Genomic DNA, 19,347 nt, shown 5'->3' on the forward strand with positions numbered 1-19,347 from the left:
TTCTCTCAAAAGCATTTTTTACGGCTTGTACTAAAATAGTAATGCGAATTTCTGTCAGTCAACTAATTATATCACGATGGATACTACTTCTGAAACGATAATCATAAAACTGAGTCGGAAAAAAATGATGCTCGCATTGCTGGGTTCTTTCCTATTCGTTATTCTGGGAATCTGGCTGGTAGTAAAGCATCAGGAAATAGACTCCATTTTTTTGAAATTTCCGCTTGCCATATTAATCATCGGTATCATATCCATTCTTTTCTTTGGCTTTCTTGCTATCGTAATCATAAAAAAATTATCCACTCAATCGGACGGATTAATCATTTCGTCCAAAGGAATCACAGATAACTCCAGCGGCATCAGCGCCGGATTTATTCCATGGACAGAAATTACAGCTATCACTGAAACATCATATGCAGGCCAGGCTTCTGTCGTTATTGTCATGAAAAATCCTGAAGAATTTATTGCTTCCCAAAAAAGCAGCTTTAAGCGTAAGGTCATGTCTGCTAATTACAAATCTTTTGGAGCAGCCGTAAGCATATCGGCAAACAGCCTTCAAACGACACATAAAAATCTCAAACAGATTTTAGTCGAAAAACTAACCGAGTACAACAGAATGAATACTATATAACAACAAACAAATTACAATACAATGGAATACAGAATAGAAAAAGACACGATGGGTGAAGTGCAGGTTCCTGCAGAAAAATACTGGGGAGCTCAAACGGAGCGTTCAAGAAACAACTTTAAAATAGGCCCGTCGGCTTCCATGCCAAAAGAAATCATCGAAGGTTTTGCTTATTTGAAAAAAGCAGCTGCTTTCGCTAACCATGACCTGGGAGTATTACCGGTAGAAAAAAGAGATGCTATCGCTCAGGTTTGTGATGAAATTTTGGCTGGTAAGCTGGAAGGAGAATTTCCTTTGGTAATCTGGCAGACCGGTTCTGGTACACAAAGTAACATGAACGTTAATGAAGTAGTTGCTAACAGAGCACAGGTTTTAGCTGGTGGCAAGATTGGTGAAGGCGATCAGTTCATAAAAGCTAATGACGATGTAAACAAGTCGCAATCTTCTAATGATACGTATCCAACAGGAATGCATATTGCTGCTTACAAAGCGGTTGTAGAAGTAACAATTCCAGGTGTTGAAAAACTAAGAGATACACTTCATGCTAAAGCGGAAGCTTACAAAAATGTGGTGAAAATTGGCCGTACGCATTTAATGGATGCTACACCATTGACTTTGGGTCAGGAAATTTCAGGCTATGTAGCTCAATTGAACTACGGATTAAAAGCCGTTAAAAATACATTGGCACACTTGTCTGAAGTAGCTTTGGGTGGAACAGCCGTAGGAACCGGATTAAACACTCCTGAAGGTTATGATGTGAAAGTTGCGGAATATATAGCAAAATTCACAGGACATCCTTTTGTAACGGCTCCGAATAAATTTGAAGCCTTAGCTTCTCACGATGCTATTGTAGAAACACACGGTGCTTTGAAACAATTGGCCGTATCATTAAACAAAATTGCAAACGACGTAAGAATGTTAGCTTCTGGTCCACGTTCAGGAATCGGTGAGATTCTTATTCCGGAAAACGAACCAGGTTCTTCTATTATGCCAGGAAAAGTAAATCCTACGCAATGTGAAGCTTTGACAATGGTTTGTGCTCAAGTAATGGGGAATGATGTGGCTATCACTATTGGTGGTACCCAAGGTCATTATGAATTAAACGTATTCAAACCTTTGATGGCTTCTAACTTCCTGCAATCTGCACGTTTGTTGGGTGATGCTTGTGTTTCTTTTGATGAGCATTGCGCACAAGGTATTGAGCCAAACTATACTCGAATCAAAGAATTGGTTGACAATTCATTAATGCTTGTAACCGCTTTAAATACTAAAATCGGATATTACAAAGCTGCAGAAATTGCACAGACAGCACATAAAAACGGTACTACTCTAAAAGAAGAAGCCGTTCGTCTTGGTTATGTTTCTCCTGAGGATTTTGATGCTTGGGTTAAACCGGAAGACATGGTGGGAAGCTTGAAATAATCTTTCTATATTTTCTATAACCCTGGCAGGGTTTGAAACCCTGCCAGGGTTGGTTGAGTTGAAATCAAACTTATCTATTAAAAAGCCTAAAGTTTTACTTCAGGCTTTTTTTTATTACGTCCTTTTACCTTATTCAATAAAACCCATCACATACTAAAATTAATTTTTTTCGTTTTATTTAACAGCCTAAAAATCTTTTGTAGGTTTTTTCTATTTAAGTTTTTTTTATATTCGTAATCATCATCAATCAAATACATATGATCACAACTCACCCCCTAACCGAGAAAAAATGGTCGGTTACCCGCAAGTTTCTCACGCTGTTTCTTATTTTCTATCTGCTTTTTTACATGTTTCCTTTTCCGTTTGACCAGATTCCTGGAGTTAACATCGTGACAGGCTGGTATGAGGACTTTATGGACATTATAACCCTTTGGGTTGGAAAAAACATACTCCATATCGAAAAGCTGCAACAAATTATCAACACTGGCAGCGGCGATACAACCTTTAACTATGTAAGGATTTTTGCCTATGTATTATTGGCTTTACTCATTTCCATTATTGTCTTTTTTATCACCAGAAAAAGAATCAATTATGACAGGCAATATTACTGGACAATGGTATATGCCCGTTATTATTTGGGATTGTATCTCATTATCTACGGTATATTCAAGCTAGTCGAGGGACAGTTTGCTTTTCATGATTATGGTCGTCTGGAAGAAAATTTTGGTGATGCTACTCCAATGGGATTGCTCTGGACCTTTATGGGACATTCTAAAATATATGGAGGTTTTACCGGAATCATAGAAGCAGGAGCCGGATTTCTAATACTCTTTCACAATACCAAAACATTGGGTGCCCTGCTTAGCGTAGCGGTAATGAGCAATGTAGTATTGATGAATTTCTGCTTTGACGTTCCTGTAAAGTTATTTTCAAGTCACTTGCTACTCATTTCTATCATTCTCTTAATACCTAACCTGAAAAAGCTTTATAACTTTTTTATACTCAACAAGACTGAAACGTTGGATCACTGCAAACTGGTTTTTGAAAACAAATGGAAAGCCAGGGCAAGAGGTATTGGAAAATTGCTGTTGATCTTAGGCTTTACCGCAAATATTATTTTCATGGGTGTTGATTATATGTACACCAATGGCTCATTGGCACCGAAGGTACCGCTTAAAGGCAGCTACCATACAACCGCTTTTTATACCTCTGAAAACGATTCGTTAAAAAAGGTTGAAGACAAAAACATATTATGGAATAGACTACATCTTTCCGGAAGCTACGGCAGCATCCGTACTGAAGCCGACAGCACCAGTTATTATGCCATAAAAATCGATACGCTTAAAAATACGATAGAATTCAAATCGTATCAGGATACAACAAAGATCTCAGTATTGCATTATGAAGAAAAAGCACCAAAAACATTTCTTTTAAAAGGAAAATTTGGACAGCAAGACATTCAGGCAGAATTTACTAAAAAGACATTAGACGATTATCGTCTTGTCAATACCGGATTTCATTGGATACAGGAATATCCAAATAACCAATAAAGAACCGGTTACAATAACAATTACATTAATTGCCTGATTTTTCCATCATTGCTTTTAATGTAATTGTTGTTATATCATCTTGGTATTTTTCATCTTTTATCCTTTCAGAATAATCAAAATAGCTTGCTATCTCGGTAGCTTCCTCAAGTGTTATTGATTTGCACTTATTTAGAAATTCAATGTTATCAATTAATTTTAAAAAAATATCATTCCTAAGCCTATCTCTTTGTTCTCCAATAATTAATAATTTCTTTAGGAGATAAAATCTGTTCATTATGGTGGAGTTCAAATCATCACTGTCACTTTCTGCACTTCCTTCTACAATGCATTCCGTAAATATTTCCAACTGGTTTGTAGTCCAATTTTCTAATTCGGGTTCGAGTTCTTTCCAATCTTCATCTGAGAAATAGTGTTCTAATATTCTGACTACAGCATCATTTCCACCTCCAACTGTCCATACCTCACTATCTATAGCTTCATTTTTTAAGATATAAGAATACAATTCCAGAATGACAGGATTAGAACTCTCCGTCTTGCAGTTTTCTTTATATTTCTGTTTAAATAGGTCGAAATCTTTTGCCAGCATTTTTTTCTTTTTCTGTTGTACTATCCTCTAATTTTTAATAGTGGTTTCACTCGGACCTATAAAAATTCTACGTTTGACTTATTCCTTTTTTTTGCTTTCAATTTTTTTCAAAATATCTTCCATCATATCCATTTGAATTTTTTGGATTTCAACCAATGATTGTTCCTGGTGTAATAAAAGGTGGTCGATTTTTTCATGAAGCATTCTGATTTCCAATTCTGATTTCAGGTTGATCATGTAATCTTTTTTAGCTCTTTCACGGTCTTTTTCCTCCTGTCGGTTCTGGCTCATCATAATGATAGGTGCCTGCAATGCCGCAATACACGACAAAATCAGATTCAAAAGGATAAACGGATACGGGTCAAAGCCTTTATTCATCAGTATAAACACATTTCCGGCAATCCACAGAAAAAGAAAAGCCATAAACGAAAGGATAAACGTCCAACTTCCGCCAAAAGTAGCCACTTTGTCCGCAATTCTTTGCCCTATTGTAAACTCCTGAATTTCATCGTCTAGCTTGTCAGACAAAATCGTATTGTCATTAAGCGCCTTTAATACGGTCTGCTCCATTTCAGAAAGTTCGCCTGTTTCTTTCAGGAGCATTTCGGCAATATATCTTTCGCGAAAAGAATGAAGCTCTCCAATTGACATGCATTTGTCATCTTCAAAATCAGGATGATCCAGTTTTATAAAATCCAATATTGATTTTCGAACCAGATTGGCTGTAACTTTTTCAGTTTCCGGAAATTCTTTACCTGAAATATCGCTTTTAAATTTTTTCATAAAAAAGGAAGTAGTTGATAGTGGATAGTGGATAGTTTTTAGTGGATAGTTGATAGTTTAGAACCAGTGTTTCTTTCTGAAATAATAGACCATACCCAACACTGTTAGGAACATCACGCCAAGAACTACAAAATAGCCATTCTCCATTTTCAGTTCGGGCATATTTTCGAAATTCATTCCATAAACGCCCACAATAAATGTAAGCGGCATAAAAATCACAGAAAATATAGTCAGCGTTTTCATAATCTGGTTCATACGCTGGCTTTGGGAAGAAAAGAATACGTTTGAAGCACTATCTAATGACTTTAAGTCGTAATCAATCTGTTCTAACAGTTCAAGGCTTTTTTGGTAAAGACGCTCAAAAAAAGCATAATTGGATTTTTCAATGCTGTCAAAACCATCATCATTTTGATGTGTTTTCAAATTAAATAAGGCATCACGCAACGGAATGATAGACCGTTTTAGGAAATTGAGGTTTTCTCTCTCCTTTTCTATGTTTTCCAGAAAAACAGATTTATAACTGTTTTTAGCTTCTATAAGCAATGCTTCTATACCGTTTTCATAGCTTTCGATCGTAATAAAAAAGTTTTCCATAACAGCATCCAGTAAAAGATACAATAAGTAGTCGCTTTTCTTTTTTCGGACAATACCGCTATGTGTCTTGATACGTTCTCTAATGTGTGTAAAAAAGTCACTCTTTTTTTCCTGAAAAGAAACCAGAAGATTGTCTTTCAGCAAAAAACTAATCTGCTCTACCCTAACTACAGATGACTCTTCTTCCTGAAGTATGGATTTGATGCTAAAAAAAAGCACATCGTCAAGCTCATCCATTTTTGTCCTTCTCGAAACATTGAGTATATCGCCAACAATAAAATTTTGGATATTCAATAGCTCGCCTATGTCTTGGATTAACTTTACATCATGGAGTCCGTGTACATTAAGCCATTTGACATCTTCTACCTGTAATGGATCTTCAATTTCTTTGCGTACACGGTCAAGGGAAACTTTCTTGTATTCCTCATAGCCTAAATCGTCGTATACAAACAGCTGCATTTCAACCGAATCTGTATTATGGATACCGGTATATTCAAAATAATTGGGCTGTACTTTCCTGACTTCCTTGTATCGTATTCTTCTCAAGACATTTTAATTTGTCATAAAGATAGGAGTTTTTAAAATTCCATTTTACATTTACAGAAATATTTCCGCTTGATTTTGGAGCTACTGAAAAACACTAAATTCTAGCTTATCAAGCCAATTTGTAAACATTACGAACCATGAAAACACTGTTGATAAACATAAAAGAATTACTCCAAGTACGAGACACTCCAATTGATAAAGTTTCCGGAGCAGCAATGTCAAAACTTCCAACAATAGAAAATGCGTTTCTGCTTATTGAAGATAACCTAATCAGTGATTTTGGAAAAATGGAAGATATGCCGCAGCTTCCCGAAGCCCAAATTATTGATGCCACCGGAAAAACGGTACTTCCTGCCTGGTGTGACAGTCATACACATATCGTGTATGCCGGAAATCGTGTCCAGGAATTTGTTGACCGTATCAATGGCTTGTCGTATGAAGAAATTGCCAACCGAGGTGGTGGTATTTTAAATTCGGCTAAAAAGCTAAATGAGACATCTGAAGAAGAAATCTATCAGCAATCCAAGCAACGCCTTGAGGAAGTCATGAAACAAGGTTCTGGTGCTGTAGAAATAAAATCAGGCTACGGGCTTACGGTAGAAGGCGAACTGAAAATGCTTCGTGTTATCAAAAAATTAAAAGAAAATTATCCGGTTGCTATAAAATCAACTTTTTTGGGTGCACATGCATTTCCAACAGAATATAAGGAAAACCATTCCGGTTATATTGATGTTATCGTTAATGAAATGCTTCCAAAAATAGCGGCTGAAAATTTGGCTGATTATATCGATGCTTTTCTTGAAACAGGTTATTTTTCTATTGAAGAAACAGAAAGAATCATGGAAGCTGGAAAAAAATATGGACTTCCTGCTAAAATCCATGTCAACCAATTTACTGCTATCAATGGTATCGAAGCCTGCGTAAAACACAAGGCGCTTAGTGTTGACCATTTAGAAATTGTGACCGATGAAGATATCGAAATATTAAAAAATTCTGATACGATGCCGGTTGCACTTCCCTCCTGCTCTTATTTTATTAGTATTCCGTATACGCCAGCCCGAAAAATGATTGAAGCCGGATTACCACTAGCTTTGGCAACCGATTTTAATCCGGGAACTACGCCATCAGGCAATATGAATTTTGTAGTGGCAACAGCCTGTATCAAAATGAAAATGACACCAGAAGAAGCCATCAATGCCGCTACAATCAATGGAGCTTATGCTATGGGACTTTCAGAAACCCACGGTTCTATTACCAAAGGAAAACGTGCCAACCTGATTATCACCAAACCCATAACTTCTTTTTACCAGTTGCCATATGCTTTTGGTACTAATTTGATTGATCAGGTGATTATTGAAGGAAAATTGGTTTGATTTTAAGTATAGTTGCGTATTCCGTTTTGTGCTTAAAAATTTTATCTGCATTTTTAAAAGCTGAGTTTAATCTCAGCTTTTTTTATTATAAATAGCCTTAATCCATTTCTTAATAATCGAATATACGGTTTCGGGAGTTTTCTGCAAATCTCTTTCTCTTTCGTCTTCTAAAAATTTCAAATAATCATTTTTTCTCTCTATATCCTCTTTATTAGATTTAATCAGATTTGATAAAAATGCAGATAACGAATCCGCTATTTTTATAAATTCCAACTTTTCATATTCATTTTTAGCAACATACACAATTGGATTATCGCCCTCATCTAAATACACAAAATAAAATGTGCTTCCCGCATCATAAATTTCCAATACATAATAAGGCCTTTTCATTTCTAGACCATCATTTTTTAGGTCTTCAATAATAGATTCCTGAATTTCTCGCTGTGAACTAAAAATTGAATAATCTAAAAGCTTACAGGAACTGCCCGCTAAGAATAATAATTCCCTAAGTGCTTTTGGAAATATCTTTCCATTATTAAATTGTTTCTCTAATTCCAAAATATCCTCAACAGATATGGGTTTATTGGTTATGATAGTACCATCATACTCAATAAAGGCAAAATCTTGCAGATCAGTTAAGTATTCTATTACCATATTTTTTGTTTCCATTTGTGTATGAAATATAAAACAAAAATGATTCCAAAAAAAAGGAGCCAATTGGCTCCTTTTCTATGCAGTTTAAGTTTTGGTGTTTTGTTTGTCTTATTTCAGCGTAAAGCTGGTTTTTGAAACTAGCGTTCCTTTGTCAAAAATATTTACAAAGTAGGTACCTTTTTCAAAATCTACGCCATTGCTATCTAAAAATTCGCAGACATCTACTGCTTTATTTTCGTAGGCTACCGTAGTCGTGAAACTGTAAGTCAATGACATATCGCCAAAAGCTTCTGTCTTCTTCTCACCTAGCACATTGTTTTTGCTATCGATGATTTGAACGTAGTACAACTTGTTTCCTGATTTGGCAACCTCATTCTGCGCTATCGCAAAACAAACTTTAAGCTTATCAGCTCTTCTTGCTCTTTCGGTTACAACTTGTTTTCCTGAACTCCTTTCTTTGATAGCTTCAGTTCTCAAATTCATTACTGTCAGCTTCGATGCTTTTTCAACCGTTCTGGCCAAATTTTCATTTTGGATGACCAATGTGTCGTTAAACTTCTTAGCTTCTCCTAACGCCATAGAAATACTGTCATTTTTTGTAGTTAAAAGCGAATTCTGATCTTTCAGTAATCCGTTTTCCTTCGCTAATGCATTAAATTTGGCGTTAAGGGCATTGTATTGGCTTTGGTATTTTTTCAGAGAAGCCACATCTCCTTTTGATTTTTCGAGATCCGCCATCAATTTGACAACTTTTTCTCTTTCTGCAATCAACTCATCCGATATGGATGTGTTTTCTGAAATCGCAGCATCTAATTTGGTTTTTAGAGCAGCAAGATCATTCATTGCACTCTCTTTGTCTTTGACTAAAAGAGTTTCAGTCGATTTTGCATCGCTGCTCATTTTGTACATGTAGACTAAACTCCCCGCAAGCAGAATTGCCAAAACGACGATAATCGCTTTTAAGCTTGAATTGCTTTTTTGATTTTCCATAATAGTAGTGGTAATGGTTTAAACAAATTAAATAATTTTTTGGGGGATTTATAAGACACATAACGTAAGTTTATATAAATATATTATTTTTGAACCTAAATATTTTTTATGGAAAAGCTTATTCCCTTCACTGTACACGATTTAGCAAGAGTAACTAATTTTCGAAGCGGTGAGGTTAAATTTGGCGAAAAAATGCAAACCATCCCAAAAGGGGCGGATGCTACAGAATACCTAAAAACTTCCGATGCAAAATTTGTGCTGTTCGGAATCCCTGAAGATATTGGCGTACGTGCCAATTACGGAAGGCCGGGAGCTGCTTCTGCTTGGGAAAGTACCATAAAAAGCATCGCCAACATCCAGCACAACCGCTTTAGCAAAGGAAACCAGATTTTAGTCTTAGGGCATTTGGATGTTGCCGAAGATATGAAAGAAGTAGAAAATCTGGATTTTAATATTATTGAAGAACGAAAGCAGCTTTCTAAAGCAGTCGAAAAGATTGACAAGGAAGTTTCACATATTATTTTTAATATTGTAAAAGCAGGAAAAATTCCAATTATTATTGGCGGAGGACACAATAACGCCTACGGAAATATTAAAGGAACAGCACTTGCCAAAGGAAAAGCCATCAATGCCGTTAATTTTGATGCCCATTCTGATTTCAGGATATTAGAAGGAAGACACAGTGGCAATGGTTTTTCATATGCTTATGAAGAAGGTTTTCTTAAAAAATATTTTGTTTTCGGACTTCACGAAAGCTACACTTCCAAAAGCGTGCTGCATGAAATCAAAAAACTAGAAGATCGTGTTCGAATCAATACCTATGACGAAATCAATATCCGTAGGGAAAAAGATTTCCGATTGGAAATGGAAAGAGCCTATTCGTTCATCCGAAATGATTTTTATGGCATCGAGATTGATTTGGATTCCATTCCCGGAATACCAAGCAGCGCCATGACATTGAGCGGTTTTTCTGTAGAAGAAGTACGCCAGTTTATCCACTTTTTTAGCCAGGATCCTAATGCATGTTATCTTCATATTTGCGAGGGAGCGCCCGATTTGGGAGATTCCAAAAACAGCCATCTGGTTGGAAAATTAATTGGTTATCTTGTAACTGATTTTATGAAAGCGAAGAGCGAAATAGAAAAATAGATGAATATACTTCTCATTGAAGACGACAAACGAATCAGCGATTTTGTAATTAAGGGACTGGAAGAAAACGGGTTTTCTGTCACCCTTGCCATTACAGGAGAAATTGCGCGTGAAATGGTGTCGGAAAACGAATGGGATATCATCTTAATGGACATTATGCTGCCCGGCATTGACGGAATACAGCTCACGAAATTGATCCGTTTCAAAAAAAACCATACGCCTATTCTAGTCTTGAGTGCACTTGATGATGCAGACAATAAAGTAGCTGCTTTAGATAGCGGGGCTGATGATTATCTGGTAAAGCCTTTTCATTTTAAGGAATTAATTTCGAGGATAAACGCATTGACCAGAAGAACCAAATTCAATTACAAAGAAAAAGAACAGGTTTATTTTTGCCATAACCTGACCGTAAATCTTGATGAACATTCGGTTTTTCAAAATGAACAGGTAATTGATTTGTCACCAAGAGAATATAAATTGCTGCTCTTTTTATTGGAAAATAAAAACAAGGTTGTATCCCGAACACAAATCCTAAATGCCGTTTGGGGCATCCATTACGATAATAACACCAATGTGGTAGACGTATATATTTCTTATCTTAGGAATAAAATTGACGAAAACCAGCATAAATTCATCCATACTATCAAAGGAACTGGCTATATGCTCAAAGAATAGTTTATGAAAATCCGAAACCGTTTAACGTTAATCTCATCCCTTACTTTTGGATTTGTTTTCATTATCGCTTCGGTGTTGATTTATTTTGCTTTCTACAACAGTTCTGAAAAAGTAGTTTTTAAAGAATTGCAAAAAACCTGCCTGCTTTCTGCCATCTACTATCTTGAAAAAGATGAGCTTCCGCATTATGAGCATTCTGCCATTAAAGAACAATTTGAAGAAAACATACAAAACGATATTGTTCGTGTTTACGATGTGAATAATATTATTGTGTATGGCGAAAAGGAAGCCGACAGAAATATAAGTCCTGAAAATCTGGGCTTTATCCGAAGAAACAAAAAACTAAGCTTTAAGTCCAACAATCACTTTTATTACGGAATCTTTTATAATGACAACCAGGGAGATTTTGTGGTATTCGTAAAAACCAAAAGCGAAGTATTCAAATCACAAACCAATCGATTGTTGGTCATCATGATTGTCGTTTTGTTTGCCGGACTGTTATTGATTTTCCTTTTAAGCCGATTGCTTTCGAATATTGCCTATCGTCCTATAACGAAAGTCATAAGTCAGGTTAATTCAATGGAATTAAGCTCTTTAGATAATCCTATTTCATCTTCTAATACAAATGACGAAATACAGGATTTAATCACGACATTCAATAATCTTTTGAGCCGTCTTTCGGATACTTTTGCCATACAAAAGAATTTTATCAACTACGTTTCCCATGAATTTAAGACGCCACTTGCATCCATTTCCGGAAACCTAGAAGTTTTTGCCCAAAAAGACCGAACACCCGAAGAATACCAAAAAGTAACTTCTGAAGCATTAGAAAATGTCTACCATATTGAAGAAATTCTGAACAATCTTATGATGCTTTCAGGATTAAAAACCATACATCAGGAAAACGAGACTTTTCGAATTGATGAAACGTTATGGGACATCAACGATAAAATTTTTGAGATACACGAAAGTCAGGAAATCGGGATTGACTTAAAGGTAGAAAATGAAGAATTATTATCGGTTAAAGGTAGCGAGGTACAAATTAAAGTAGCGCTGTATAATCTTATTGAGAATGCCGTAAAATACTCCGATGGAAATCCTATAAAAATTTCGCTTTCTGAGGTTAACAGCCAACTTCAAATTATAATACAGGATTATGGAAAAGGCATACAGAAAGAAGACCTACATTATATACAACAAACCTTTTATCGCGGTAAAAATGTAGGCAATATTAAAGGAAGTGGTATTGGACTCTCGCTTGCAACCATTATCTTCAAACAAAACAACATACAGTTTACCATTGACTCAGAAGAAAACTCCGGAACCCGCATTACACTGCTGTTTCCAAAACTCTAATCGTTTTCTAATGTTGGATTAATCTACTTCTAATGTAGCTCAAATAAGGTTATAATGTTTGCGATATAGATTTGCAGTTATAAAAAAGACTCAAATTGAAACGCATTTTTTTTACCGCCATTTTTACAGGTTTTTGCCTATCCGGCAAAGCACAAAATACTACAGCAAGAGATACCGTATCGGTTTCAAGAGCTGAAGCTGAAACTATTTTTTTAAAAAATAACCTAAGGCTTCTTTCTGAAAAACTGAATATCGATCAGGCCGAAGCACAAGTAATTCAAGCCAAATTATGGCCTAATCCCCGATTGGAAGTGGGTGAGATCAACTTATGGTCTAACGCAAAATCAGAACAGCTTCCTCCTATTTCTGGAAACTGGGGAAAAACCTCCGAAGTAACTGTCGGGTTAGAACAGCTCATCTATACCGCACGAAAAAGAAAGAAGCAGATTGAAATGGAAAAAGTGGGTGTGGAAATAGCGCACGAATATTTTCAAGACTTTCTCCGTATTCTAAAAGTAGAATTTCGAAACAACCTGACCCAACTACAGTATACTCAGGAAAAACAAAAAATATATAAAAAACAGTTGGCTTCCATCCAAAAACTTCTTACCGCCTATTCCAATCAGGCAAAACAAGGCAATATCAGCAAAAGCGAATTTATACGTCTGAAAGCCTCTGAACTTGAATTTGTAAAGCAGTTAAGTGATTTACAGAAAGAAAATAACCAGCTACAGAAAGAGTTGAAAACGCTGATGAATCTTGCTCCGCAGAGCTATCTTAAAATCAGCATAGACAAATTTGTACCGGATTTAGATAAAGTAGCCAACATCAATCTTGCCGAATTAGCGTCTTCTGCTTTGGAAAATCGTCCGGATGTAAAAGCTTCGGTTCTTGAAGAGAAATACAATAACCGGAAGTACAAATACGAATTGGCACAACGTACGCCTGATGTTACTTTATTAGCGAGTTATGACCGAGGTGGAAATATCATGAATGACTTTGTGGGCGTAGGATTTGCTTTAGACCTTCCTTTTTTTAGCAGAAATCAGGGAAATATCAAATCTGCCAAAATTGAGATTCAAAAAAGCCAGTATATGAAAGAAGAAAAAAACAATCAGGCCCAAAACGAAGTCATCCAGGCTTATGAAGATTTGGTCGTATCTAAAAAATTATACGAAAACATTGAAGCTTCTTATGAAAAAGACCTAGACATGCTTTTAGAAAGTCATCAGAGAAACTTCACCCTGAGAAATACAAGCATGCTGGAATATCTTGACTTTGTCAATGCCTATCTCGAAAACAAAACCATCATTCTGGATTCTAAAAAAGAATTGAATGAACATTTTGAGGAACTACAGTTTGTAATAGGCAAAGAACTTTAATCTTCTCTAATTCAGAAATCACATATTATGAAATATATCTATTTAGTGCCATTAGCGTTGCTTTTCAGTTGTAACGAAAAAGAAGCTACTCCTGAAAAAAATGAAAAATTCTGTCTCAACGACGACCTTAAAAAGAAAGTAACAATTGAAGAAATAAAAAAAGAACCTGTTTCAGAAACTTTTACGCTAACCGGAAATGTTACCTACAATTCTGATAATGTGGTACAGTTTACAAGCCTGATTAATGGTGTTGTAACCAACACTTATTTCTCTTTGGGCGATTATGTCAAAAAAGGACAAGTATTGGCTGAAATCAAGAGTACTGAGCTTAACGGGTTGCAATCTGAAAACAAATCAGTCGAATCACAATTAACTGTGGCACAACGACAGCTTTCTTCCGTAAAATCAATGTTTGAAGACGGAATTGCTTCCCAAAAAGATTTGATTCAGGCAGAAAGCGAAGTCAAAGTATTAAAAGCTTCACTCGAAAATATAAAAAGCAACCTTGCATTGTATAGTGCCAGTCCTGAAAAGTCTGTGTTCCAAATCAAAGCTCCGTCAAATGGTTTTATAGTTGCCAAAAACATGAGCTCAGGGATGCAGATTTCTTCAGGCAGCGAACCGCTTTTTACCATATCTGACCTGAATGAAGTTTGGGTAATGGTCAATATTTATGCAACAGACATGCAGAATATCAAAGAAAACATGGATGTTAAGATCAAAACATTGGCTTATCCTGATGAAGTTTTTGCCGGAAAGATTACCGCACTTTCTCAGGTTTTTGATGCAGAAGAACGTGTGTTGAAAGCCCGTGTCGTGATGAAAAATACCAACTTAAAACTAAAACCAGGCATGTCTGCCGATATTATTCTGAACAAGCCTAATACTTCTGCCGAATCCTTACTTGCTGTACCTGTAAAAGCTGTCATTTTTGATGACAACCAAAATTTTGTAGTGATATACAAAGACGATTGCAATCTCGAAATCAGACAGGTAGATCCCGTAACTAAAAATAGCGAAGTCGTTTACTTCGACAAGGGAATCCAGGAAAATGAAAAAATTATTTCTAAAAATCAGCTGCTGATTTATGAAAGCCTAAAATAACATTACAATGCAAAAGCTAGTACAAAGTATAGTAGCGTTCTCGCTCAAAAATTCGCTTATCGTATTCTTTGCAACCGTGTTGTTGTTTGCAGGAGGTATCGTAAGTTATATGCACACTCCTATCGAGGCATTTCCCGATGTGACTAACACCAGGGCCCGTATCATTACGCAATGGCCGGGACGAAGTGCTGAAGAAGTAGAAAAATTTATCACGCTGCCTATCTCAAAGCAGATGAATACCATACCGAAAAAAGCCGAAGTTCGTTCTATCTCTCTTTTCGGATTATCTGTAGTTACTGTTCTTTTTAATGAAGATGTAGAGGATTTTTATGCACAGCAGTATGCGTCAAATAGAATGGCCAGTGTTAGTCTTCCGGAAGGAGCCGATGCTGAGATTGATCCACCTTATGGAGCCACCGGTGAAATTTTCAGATATGTAGTGAGAGGTGATTTGCCTATAAAAGAACTTACAGCCATACAAGACTGGGTAATCGAACGTGAACTGGTTTCGGTTCCGGGTGTTGCCAACGTAGTAAGTTTTGGTGGAGAAGAAAAAATCTATGAAATAAAAATCAACCCTACAGAACTTGTCAACTACGACCTCTCTCCTCTTGATGTTTACGAAGCTGTTTCCAAAAGCAACATCAATGTGGGTGGTGATGTCATACAACGTGGTGATCAGGCCTATGTAGTGCGTGGTGTTGGTTTACTGGACAATATTGATGATATAGGAAACATACTCATCGAAGTTAAAGGTTCTACCCCTATTTTGGTAAAACATGTGGCCGAAGTAAAAGTAGGTTCAAAACCCCGATTAGGGCAAGTTGGATTAGACAATAGCGATGATTTGGTAGAAGGAATAGTTGTTATGCTTCGTGGAGAAAATCCGAGTGAGGTTATTGCCAACCTGCGAACCCGAATCGACGAGCTAAACGAAAGAATTTTGCCAAAAGGTGTTACTATCGAACCTTTTATTGACAGAACGGAATTGGTAAATACTACGGTTCATACGGTTACAAAAAACCTGATTGAAGGTGTACTACTTGTATCATTGATCGTTTTTATCTTTATGTACAACTGGCGTACAACCGTTATTGTAGCCTCAGTAATTCCGCTTTCGTTTTTGTTTGCCATTATCATGCTCCGCATACAAGGGCTTCCGGCCAACCTGATTTCTATGGGTGCGCTCGATTTTGGATTGCTGCTGGAAGGAACGCTCGTAATTGTAGAGCAGGTTTTTGTCTCGCTCGAAAAGAAAGCACATAAGGTAGGAATGCAACGTTTCAATAATATGTCCAAAATGGGACTTATCAAGAAAAGCGTGGGAAGCGTAGCGACTTATATTTTCTTCGCCTTAATCATATTAATTGTTGCCCTGTTGCCTATTTTCTCTTTCCAGAAAGTAGAAGGAAAAATGTTCTCTCCATTAGCATTTACTCTGGGTTATGCCTTAGTAGGATCGTTAATACTGAGCCTTACCTATGTTCCGGCAATGTGCAAGGTCTTACTGACAAAAAACATTGTTGAAAAGGAAAACATGATTTCCCGATTCTTTAGAGAGAATCTTTACAAAATGTTCCAATGGAGCGAAAAGCACCGCAGGGCTACTGTCTATGGTTTTATTCTATTGCTTGCTATTTGTTTTGGACGATTTATGTTCTACGGTTCCGAATTTATCCCTAAGCTAAATGAAGGTGCAATTTACATTCGTGCCACATTGCCAAACAGTATCAATCTGGATGAATCTGTACGCCTAACCAAAGAGATGAAAACGAAGCTACAGAAGTTTGACGAAGTAAAATTTATTCTTTCCCAAACCGGAAGGCCAAATGATGGAACCGACCCTACCGGATTCTTCAACATCGAATTCCACATGGAATTAAAGCACCAGAACGAATGGAAAAGGAAAATTTCAAAAGATGAGCTGATCGCAGAAATCAAAGAAAAGCTTGAAGAATATCCGGGTATCAATTTCGGATTCAGCCAGCCCATCCAGGATAATGTTGAAGAATATGTAGCCGGAGTGAAAAGCCCGTTGGTTATCAAAATATTTGGTGATGATTTGTTCAAGTTGGAAGAATATGCCAATAAGGTAGCCAAATCCATTACTCCTGTGAAAGGTATTGAAGATGTAAATGTGTATAAAAACATCGGACTTCCGGAATTACGAATTCAGCTTCATGATTCAAAAATGTCACGTTATGGCGTAAAAACAGCCGATGCACAGGCAGTAATTGCGATGACAATTGGTGGACAGGCTGCTACTACTTTTTATGAGAACGAACGTATGTTTGATGTAAGGATCCGTTTTGAAAAAGAATACAGAGACTCTAAAGAAAAGATAGAAAACATCCTGATTCCTGCAATGGACGGTAAAAAAGTACCACTTCGTGAAATTGCTACCGTTAGCTATCAGACCGGACCAACGTTTATTTACAGAGAAGGTAACAGCCGTTACATTGCCATCGGTTTCAGTATTGAAGGACGTGATTTGGGAAGCACTATTGCAGAAGCCCAGAAAAAAGTAGCGGCCGAAGTCAAACTTCCGAAGGAAAACACTATGAAATGGGCTGGTGAATTTGAAAGTAAGGAACGTGCTTCAAAACAATTAGCTATTATCGTTCCGGTAGTGCTATTATTTATACTGTTCTTATTGTATTTCAATTTTGGAAATATGAAAGACACGTTGATTGCAACCAGTACTATTCCGTATGCCTTTGCGGGAGGTTTCCTTTCGCTTTGGATGACAGGAACCATCTTTGGAATTTCCGCAGGTATTGGCTTTATTATTCTATTTGGAGTAAATACAATTAACGGAATCATATTGATTGCCGTCATGAAAGATAATCTTCGAGCAAAAATGCCTTTGAAAAAAGCCATTTCCGAAGGTGTTTACAGCAGAATTCGTCCCATCGTGATGATTGCGCTGATGGGTTCTATGGGTCTATTGCCTGCGGCGCTTTCATCAGGGATGGGTTCTGAAATTCAAAAACCTTTAGCCATTATGATCGTAGGCGGCCTGCTCTTCTGTATGATTTTTTCATTAACTGTCCTGCCGCAAGTATTTTATATTGCTTATAGAAGAAAACATGAGTAGTTGCATGTTGGTTTGTTTTATTTTTGGTTAATAGCGTTCAAAGCTCCATTTATTTGGAGCTTTGTTCTTTTTTAGCAGTAAAAAATCATAACAAATCCATTTAATAATAAAGACTATCTTTGCGCCATATTTGCAATTCATGCAAATACTAAATTTGATTTTATGTTATTTGAAGATTTATCTCTTTCTAAAAGTATACAAAGAGCCGTCCATGAACTTGGCTATTTAGAAGCCACTCCTATTCAGGAAAAATCGATCCCGATTATTCTGGCTGGAAATGATTTGGTAGGCTGTGCTCAAACCGGTACCGGAAAAACCGGTGCTTTTGCTATTCCAATCGTTCATCATCTACACCGTATTGTAGGCTCAACTAAAAAAACAAAACAGATCAGAGCTTTGGTAGTTACGCCTACCCGAGAATTGGCAGTACAGATAGGGCAAAGTTTTGATGCCTATGCAAAATATACCAACCTTGTACAACTAACCATTTTTGGTGGTGTTTCACAGGTGCCTCAAGTAGAGGCTTTAAAAGAAGGCGTTGATATACTTATCGTTACACCGGGAAGATTATTAGATCTTCACAAACAAGGTTTTATCAACCTTGATCATTTACATACCTTAGTTTTGGATGAAGCTGACCAGATGCTGGATATGGGCTTTATTCATGATGTGAAAAAGATTGTAAAGCTTACGCCAAAAAACAGACAGACACTTTTATTTTCGGCTACTATGCCTATGGCTATCCGTGAATTGGCTGACACTTTTTTGAATGACCCACAATATGTTTCCGTTTCGCCACCATCTAGTACGGCAGAAACCGTAGAACAGCATGTTTATTTCGTTCATAAAAGCGACAAGCGAAAACTGCTTTACCATTTGATCCGAAATGAAAAAATTTCTGATGTTTTGGTTTTTGCAAGAACCAAACACGGTGCTGATAATGTAGTTAAGGCGCTGCGTAAACAAGGAGTTGCCGCAGAAGCCATTCACGGTGACAAATCACAAAATGCCAGACAACGTGTGTTGGATAGTTTCAAAAGCAAAGAAGTAGGTGTTCTTGTAGCTACTGATATTGCAGCAAGAGGAATTGATATTGACAAGCTACCTTATATCATCAACTTTGACCTTCCTAACGTTCCTGAAACCTATGTGCACAGGATTGGAAGAACCGGACGTGCTGGAAATGGCGGTATTGCTATATCATTTTGTTCCAAAGACGAAGAAGTTTATTGGAAAGACATACAGCGCTTAATTAAGGTAAATGTCAAAACGATTGGTGAACATCCTTATCCATGGAAAGACGAGGAAGAACCTAATCCGAATGCAAAACCTGACTTCCGTCATAAAAACAAGCCCAAAGAAAATAATTCGAGAAAATCGGATGCTTCAAAAAAGAATAAGAAACGCTGGTATTAACCAGCGTTTTTTGTTCTAAATTTGTAGTTCGGATAAAATCCC

At 36.8% G+C, this 19,347-nt stretch carries 16 protein-coding genes; 11 read left to right on the plus strand and 5 right to left on the minus strand.

The genetic code is table 11. From position 1 onward, the window contains the following. The first annotated feature begins 76 nt into the window (after nt 1–76). The 3 genes from FJA49_RS06805 (at nt 77) to FJA49_RS06815 (ending at nt 3,600) form a co-directional block, all read left to right on the plus strand. Nucleotides 77–631, plus strand: a complete 555-nt coding sequence (locus FJA49_RS06805; protein WP_140000176.1) for an STM3941 family protein — start codon at nt 77–79, stop codon at nt 629–631. Between the two features lie 21 nt (nt 632–652). Further along, nucleotides 653–2,050 carry a class II fumarate hydratase gene (gene fumC, locus FJA49_RS06810; RefSeq protein WP_140000178.1) on the plus strand — a complete coding sequence of 466 codons (1,398 nt, stop codon included), beginning with the start codon at nt 653–655 and terminating at the stop codon, nt 2,048–2,050. 257 nt (nt 2,051–2,307) lie between these two features. After that, nucleotides 2,308–3,600, plus strand: coding sequence for a hypothetical protein (locus FJA49_RS06815; RefSeq protein WP_140000180.1), 1,293 nt, complete (start codon nt 2,308–2,310; stop codon nt 3,598–3,600). Between the two features lie 25 nt (nt 3,601–3,625). On the opposite strand, the gene FJA49_RS06820 is transcribed toward FJA49_RS06815, so the two are convergent. The 3 genes from FJA49_RS06820 to corA all read right to left on the minus strand — a co-directional run bounded on the left by FJA49_RS06820 (nt 3,626) and on the right by corA (nt 6,109). After that, nucleotides 3,626–4,186, minus strand: a complete 561-nt coding sequence (locus tag FJA49_RS06820; protein WP_140000182.1) for a hypothetical protein — start codon at nt 4,184–4,186, stop codon at nt 3,626–3,628. Nucleotides 4,187–4,264: 78 nt separating this feature from the next. Continuing rightward, a complete protein-coding gene (locus FJA49_RS06825) occupies nt 4,265–4,969 on the minus strand; it encodes a DUF1003 domain-containing protein (RefSeq protein WP_140000184.1) in 705 nt (234 codons plus the stop codon). A gap of 57 nt (nt 4,970–5,026) precedes the next feature. After that, nucleotides 5,027–6,109, minus strand: coding sequence for a magnesium/cobalt transporter CorA (corA, locus tag FJA49_RS06830; RefSeq protein ID WP_140000186.1), 1,083 nt, complete (start codon nt 6,107–6,109; stop codon nt 5,027–5,029). Between the two features lie 137 nt (nt 6,110–6,246). Between corA and hutI the strand changes: the two genes are divergently transcribed. Then, entirely contained in the window at nt 6,247–7,482 is a 1,236-nt protein-coding gene (gene hutI / locus FJA49_RS06835) for an imidazolonepropionase (protein WP_140000188.1), read from the plus strand. Nucleotides 7,483–7,554: 72 nt separating this feature from the next. Here the strand turns inward: hutI and FJA49_RS06840 are convergent, their stop codons facing one another. Continuing rightward, entirely contained in the window at nt 7,555–8,151 is a 597-nt protein-coding gene (locus tag FJA49_RS06840) for an SMI1/KNR4 family protein (RefSeq protein ID WP_140000189.1), read from the minus strand. Nucleotides 8,152–8,244: 93 nt separating this feature from the next. Continuing rightward, nucleotides 8,245–9,126: a type IV pilus inner membrane component PilO gene (locus FJA49_RS06845; protein WP_140000191.1), complete on the minus strand. Its 882-nt coding sequence runs from the start codon at nt 9,124–9,126 to the stop codon at nt 8,245–8,247. Between the two features lie 108 nt (nt 9,127–9,234). On the opposite strand from FJA49_RS06845, the gene FJA49_RS06850 reads away from it, so the two are divergent. The 7 genes from FJA49_RS06850 (at nt 9,235) to FJA49_RS06880 (ending at nt 19,305) form a co-directional block, all read left to right on the plus strand. After that, nucleotides 9,235–10,275 carry a formimidoylglutamase gene (locus tag FJA49_RS06850; protein WP_140000193.1) on the plus strand — a complete coding sequence of 347 codons (1,041 nt, stop codon included), beginning with the start codon at nt 9,235–9,237 and terminating at the stop codon, nt 10,273–10,275. Beyond that, nucleotides 10,276–10,950, plus strand: a complete 675-nt coding sequence (locus FJA49_RS06855; protein ID WP_140000195.1) for a response regulator transcription factor — start codon at nt 10,276–10,278, stop codon at nt 10,948–10,950. A gap of 3 nt (nt 10,951–10,953) precedes the next feature. Then, nucleotides 10,954–12,306 carry a HAMP domain-containing sensor histidine kinase gene (locus FJA49_RS06860; protein ID WP_140000197.1) on the plus strand — a complete coding sequence of 451 codons (1,353 nt, stop codon included), beginning with the start codon at nt 10,954–10,956 and terminating at the stop codon, nt 12,304–12,306. A gap of 95 nt (nt 12,307–12,401) precedes the next feature. Continuing rightward, nucleotides 12,402–13,688 carry a TolC family protein gene (locus FJA49_RS06865; RefSeq protein ID WP_140000199.1) on the plus strand — a complete coding sequence of 429 codons (1,287 nt, stop codon included), beginning with the start codon at nt 12,402–12,404 and terminating at the stop codon, nt 13,686–13,688. A 27-nt stretch (nt 13,689–13,715) separates the two neighbouring features. Then, a complete protein-coding gene (locus FJA49_RS06870) occupies nt 13,716–14,792 on the plus strand; it encodes an efflux RND transporter periplasmic adaptor subunit (protein ID WP_140000201.1) in 1,077 nt (358 codons plus the stop codon). Between the two features lie 7 nt (nt 14,793–14,799). Continuing rightward, nucleotides 14,800–17,889, plus strand: coding sequence for an efflux RND transporter permease subunit (locus FJA49_RS06875; RefSeq protein WP_140000203.1), 3,090 nt, complete (start codon nt 14,800–14,802; stop codon nt 17,887–17,889). 162 nt (nt 17,890–18,051) lie between these two features. After that, complete coding sequence (locus FJA49_RS06880; protein ID WP_140000205.1) at nt 18,052–19,305, plus strand: DEAD/DEAH box helicase; 1,254 nt, start codon at nt 18,052–18,054, stop codon at nt 19,303–19,305. Nucleotides 19,306–19,347 lie beyond the last annotated feature (42 nt).

The sequence above is a fragment of the Flavobacterium microcysteis genome (assembly GCF_006385255.1).
Classification (GTDB): Bacteria; Bacteroidota; Bacteroidia; order Flavobacteriales; family Flavobacteriaceae; genus Flavobacterium; species Flavobacterium microcysteis.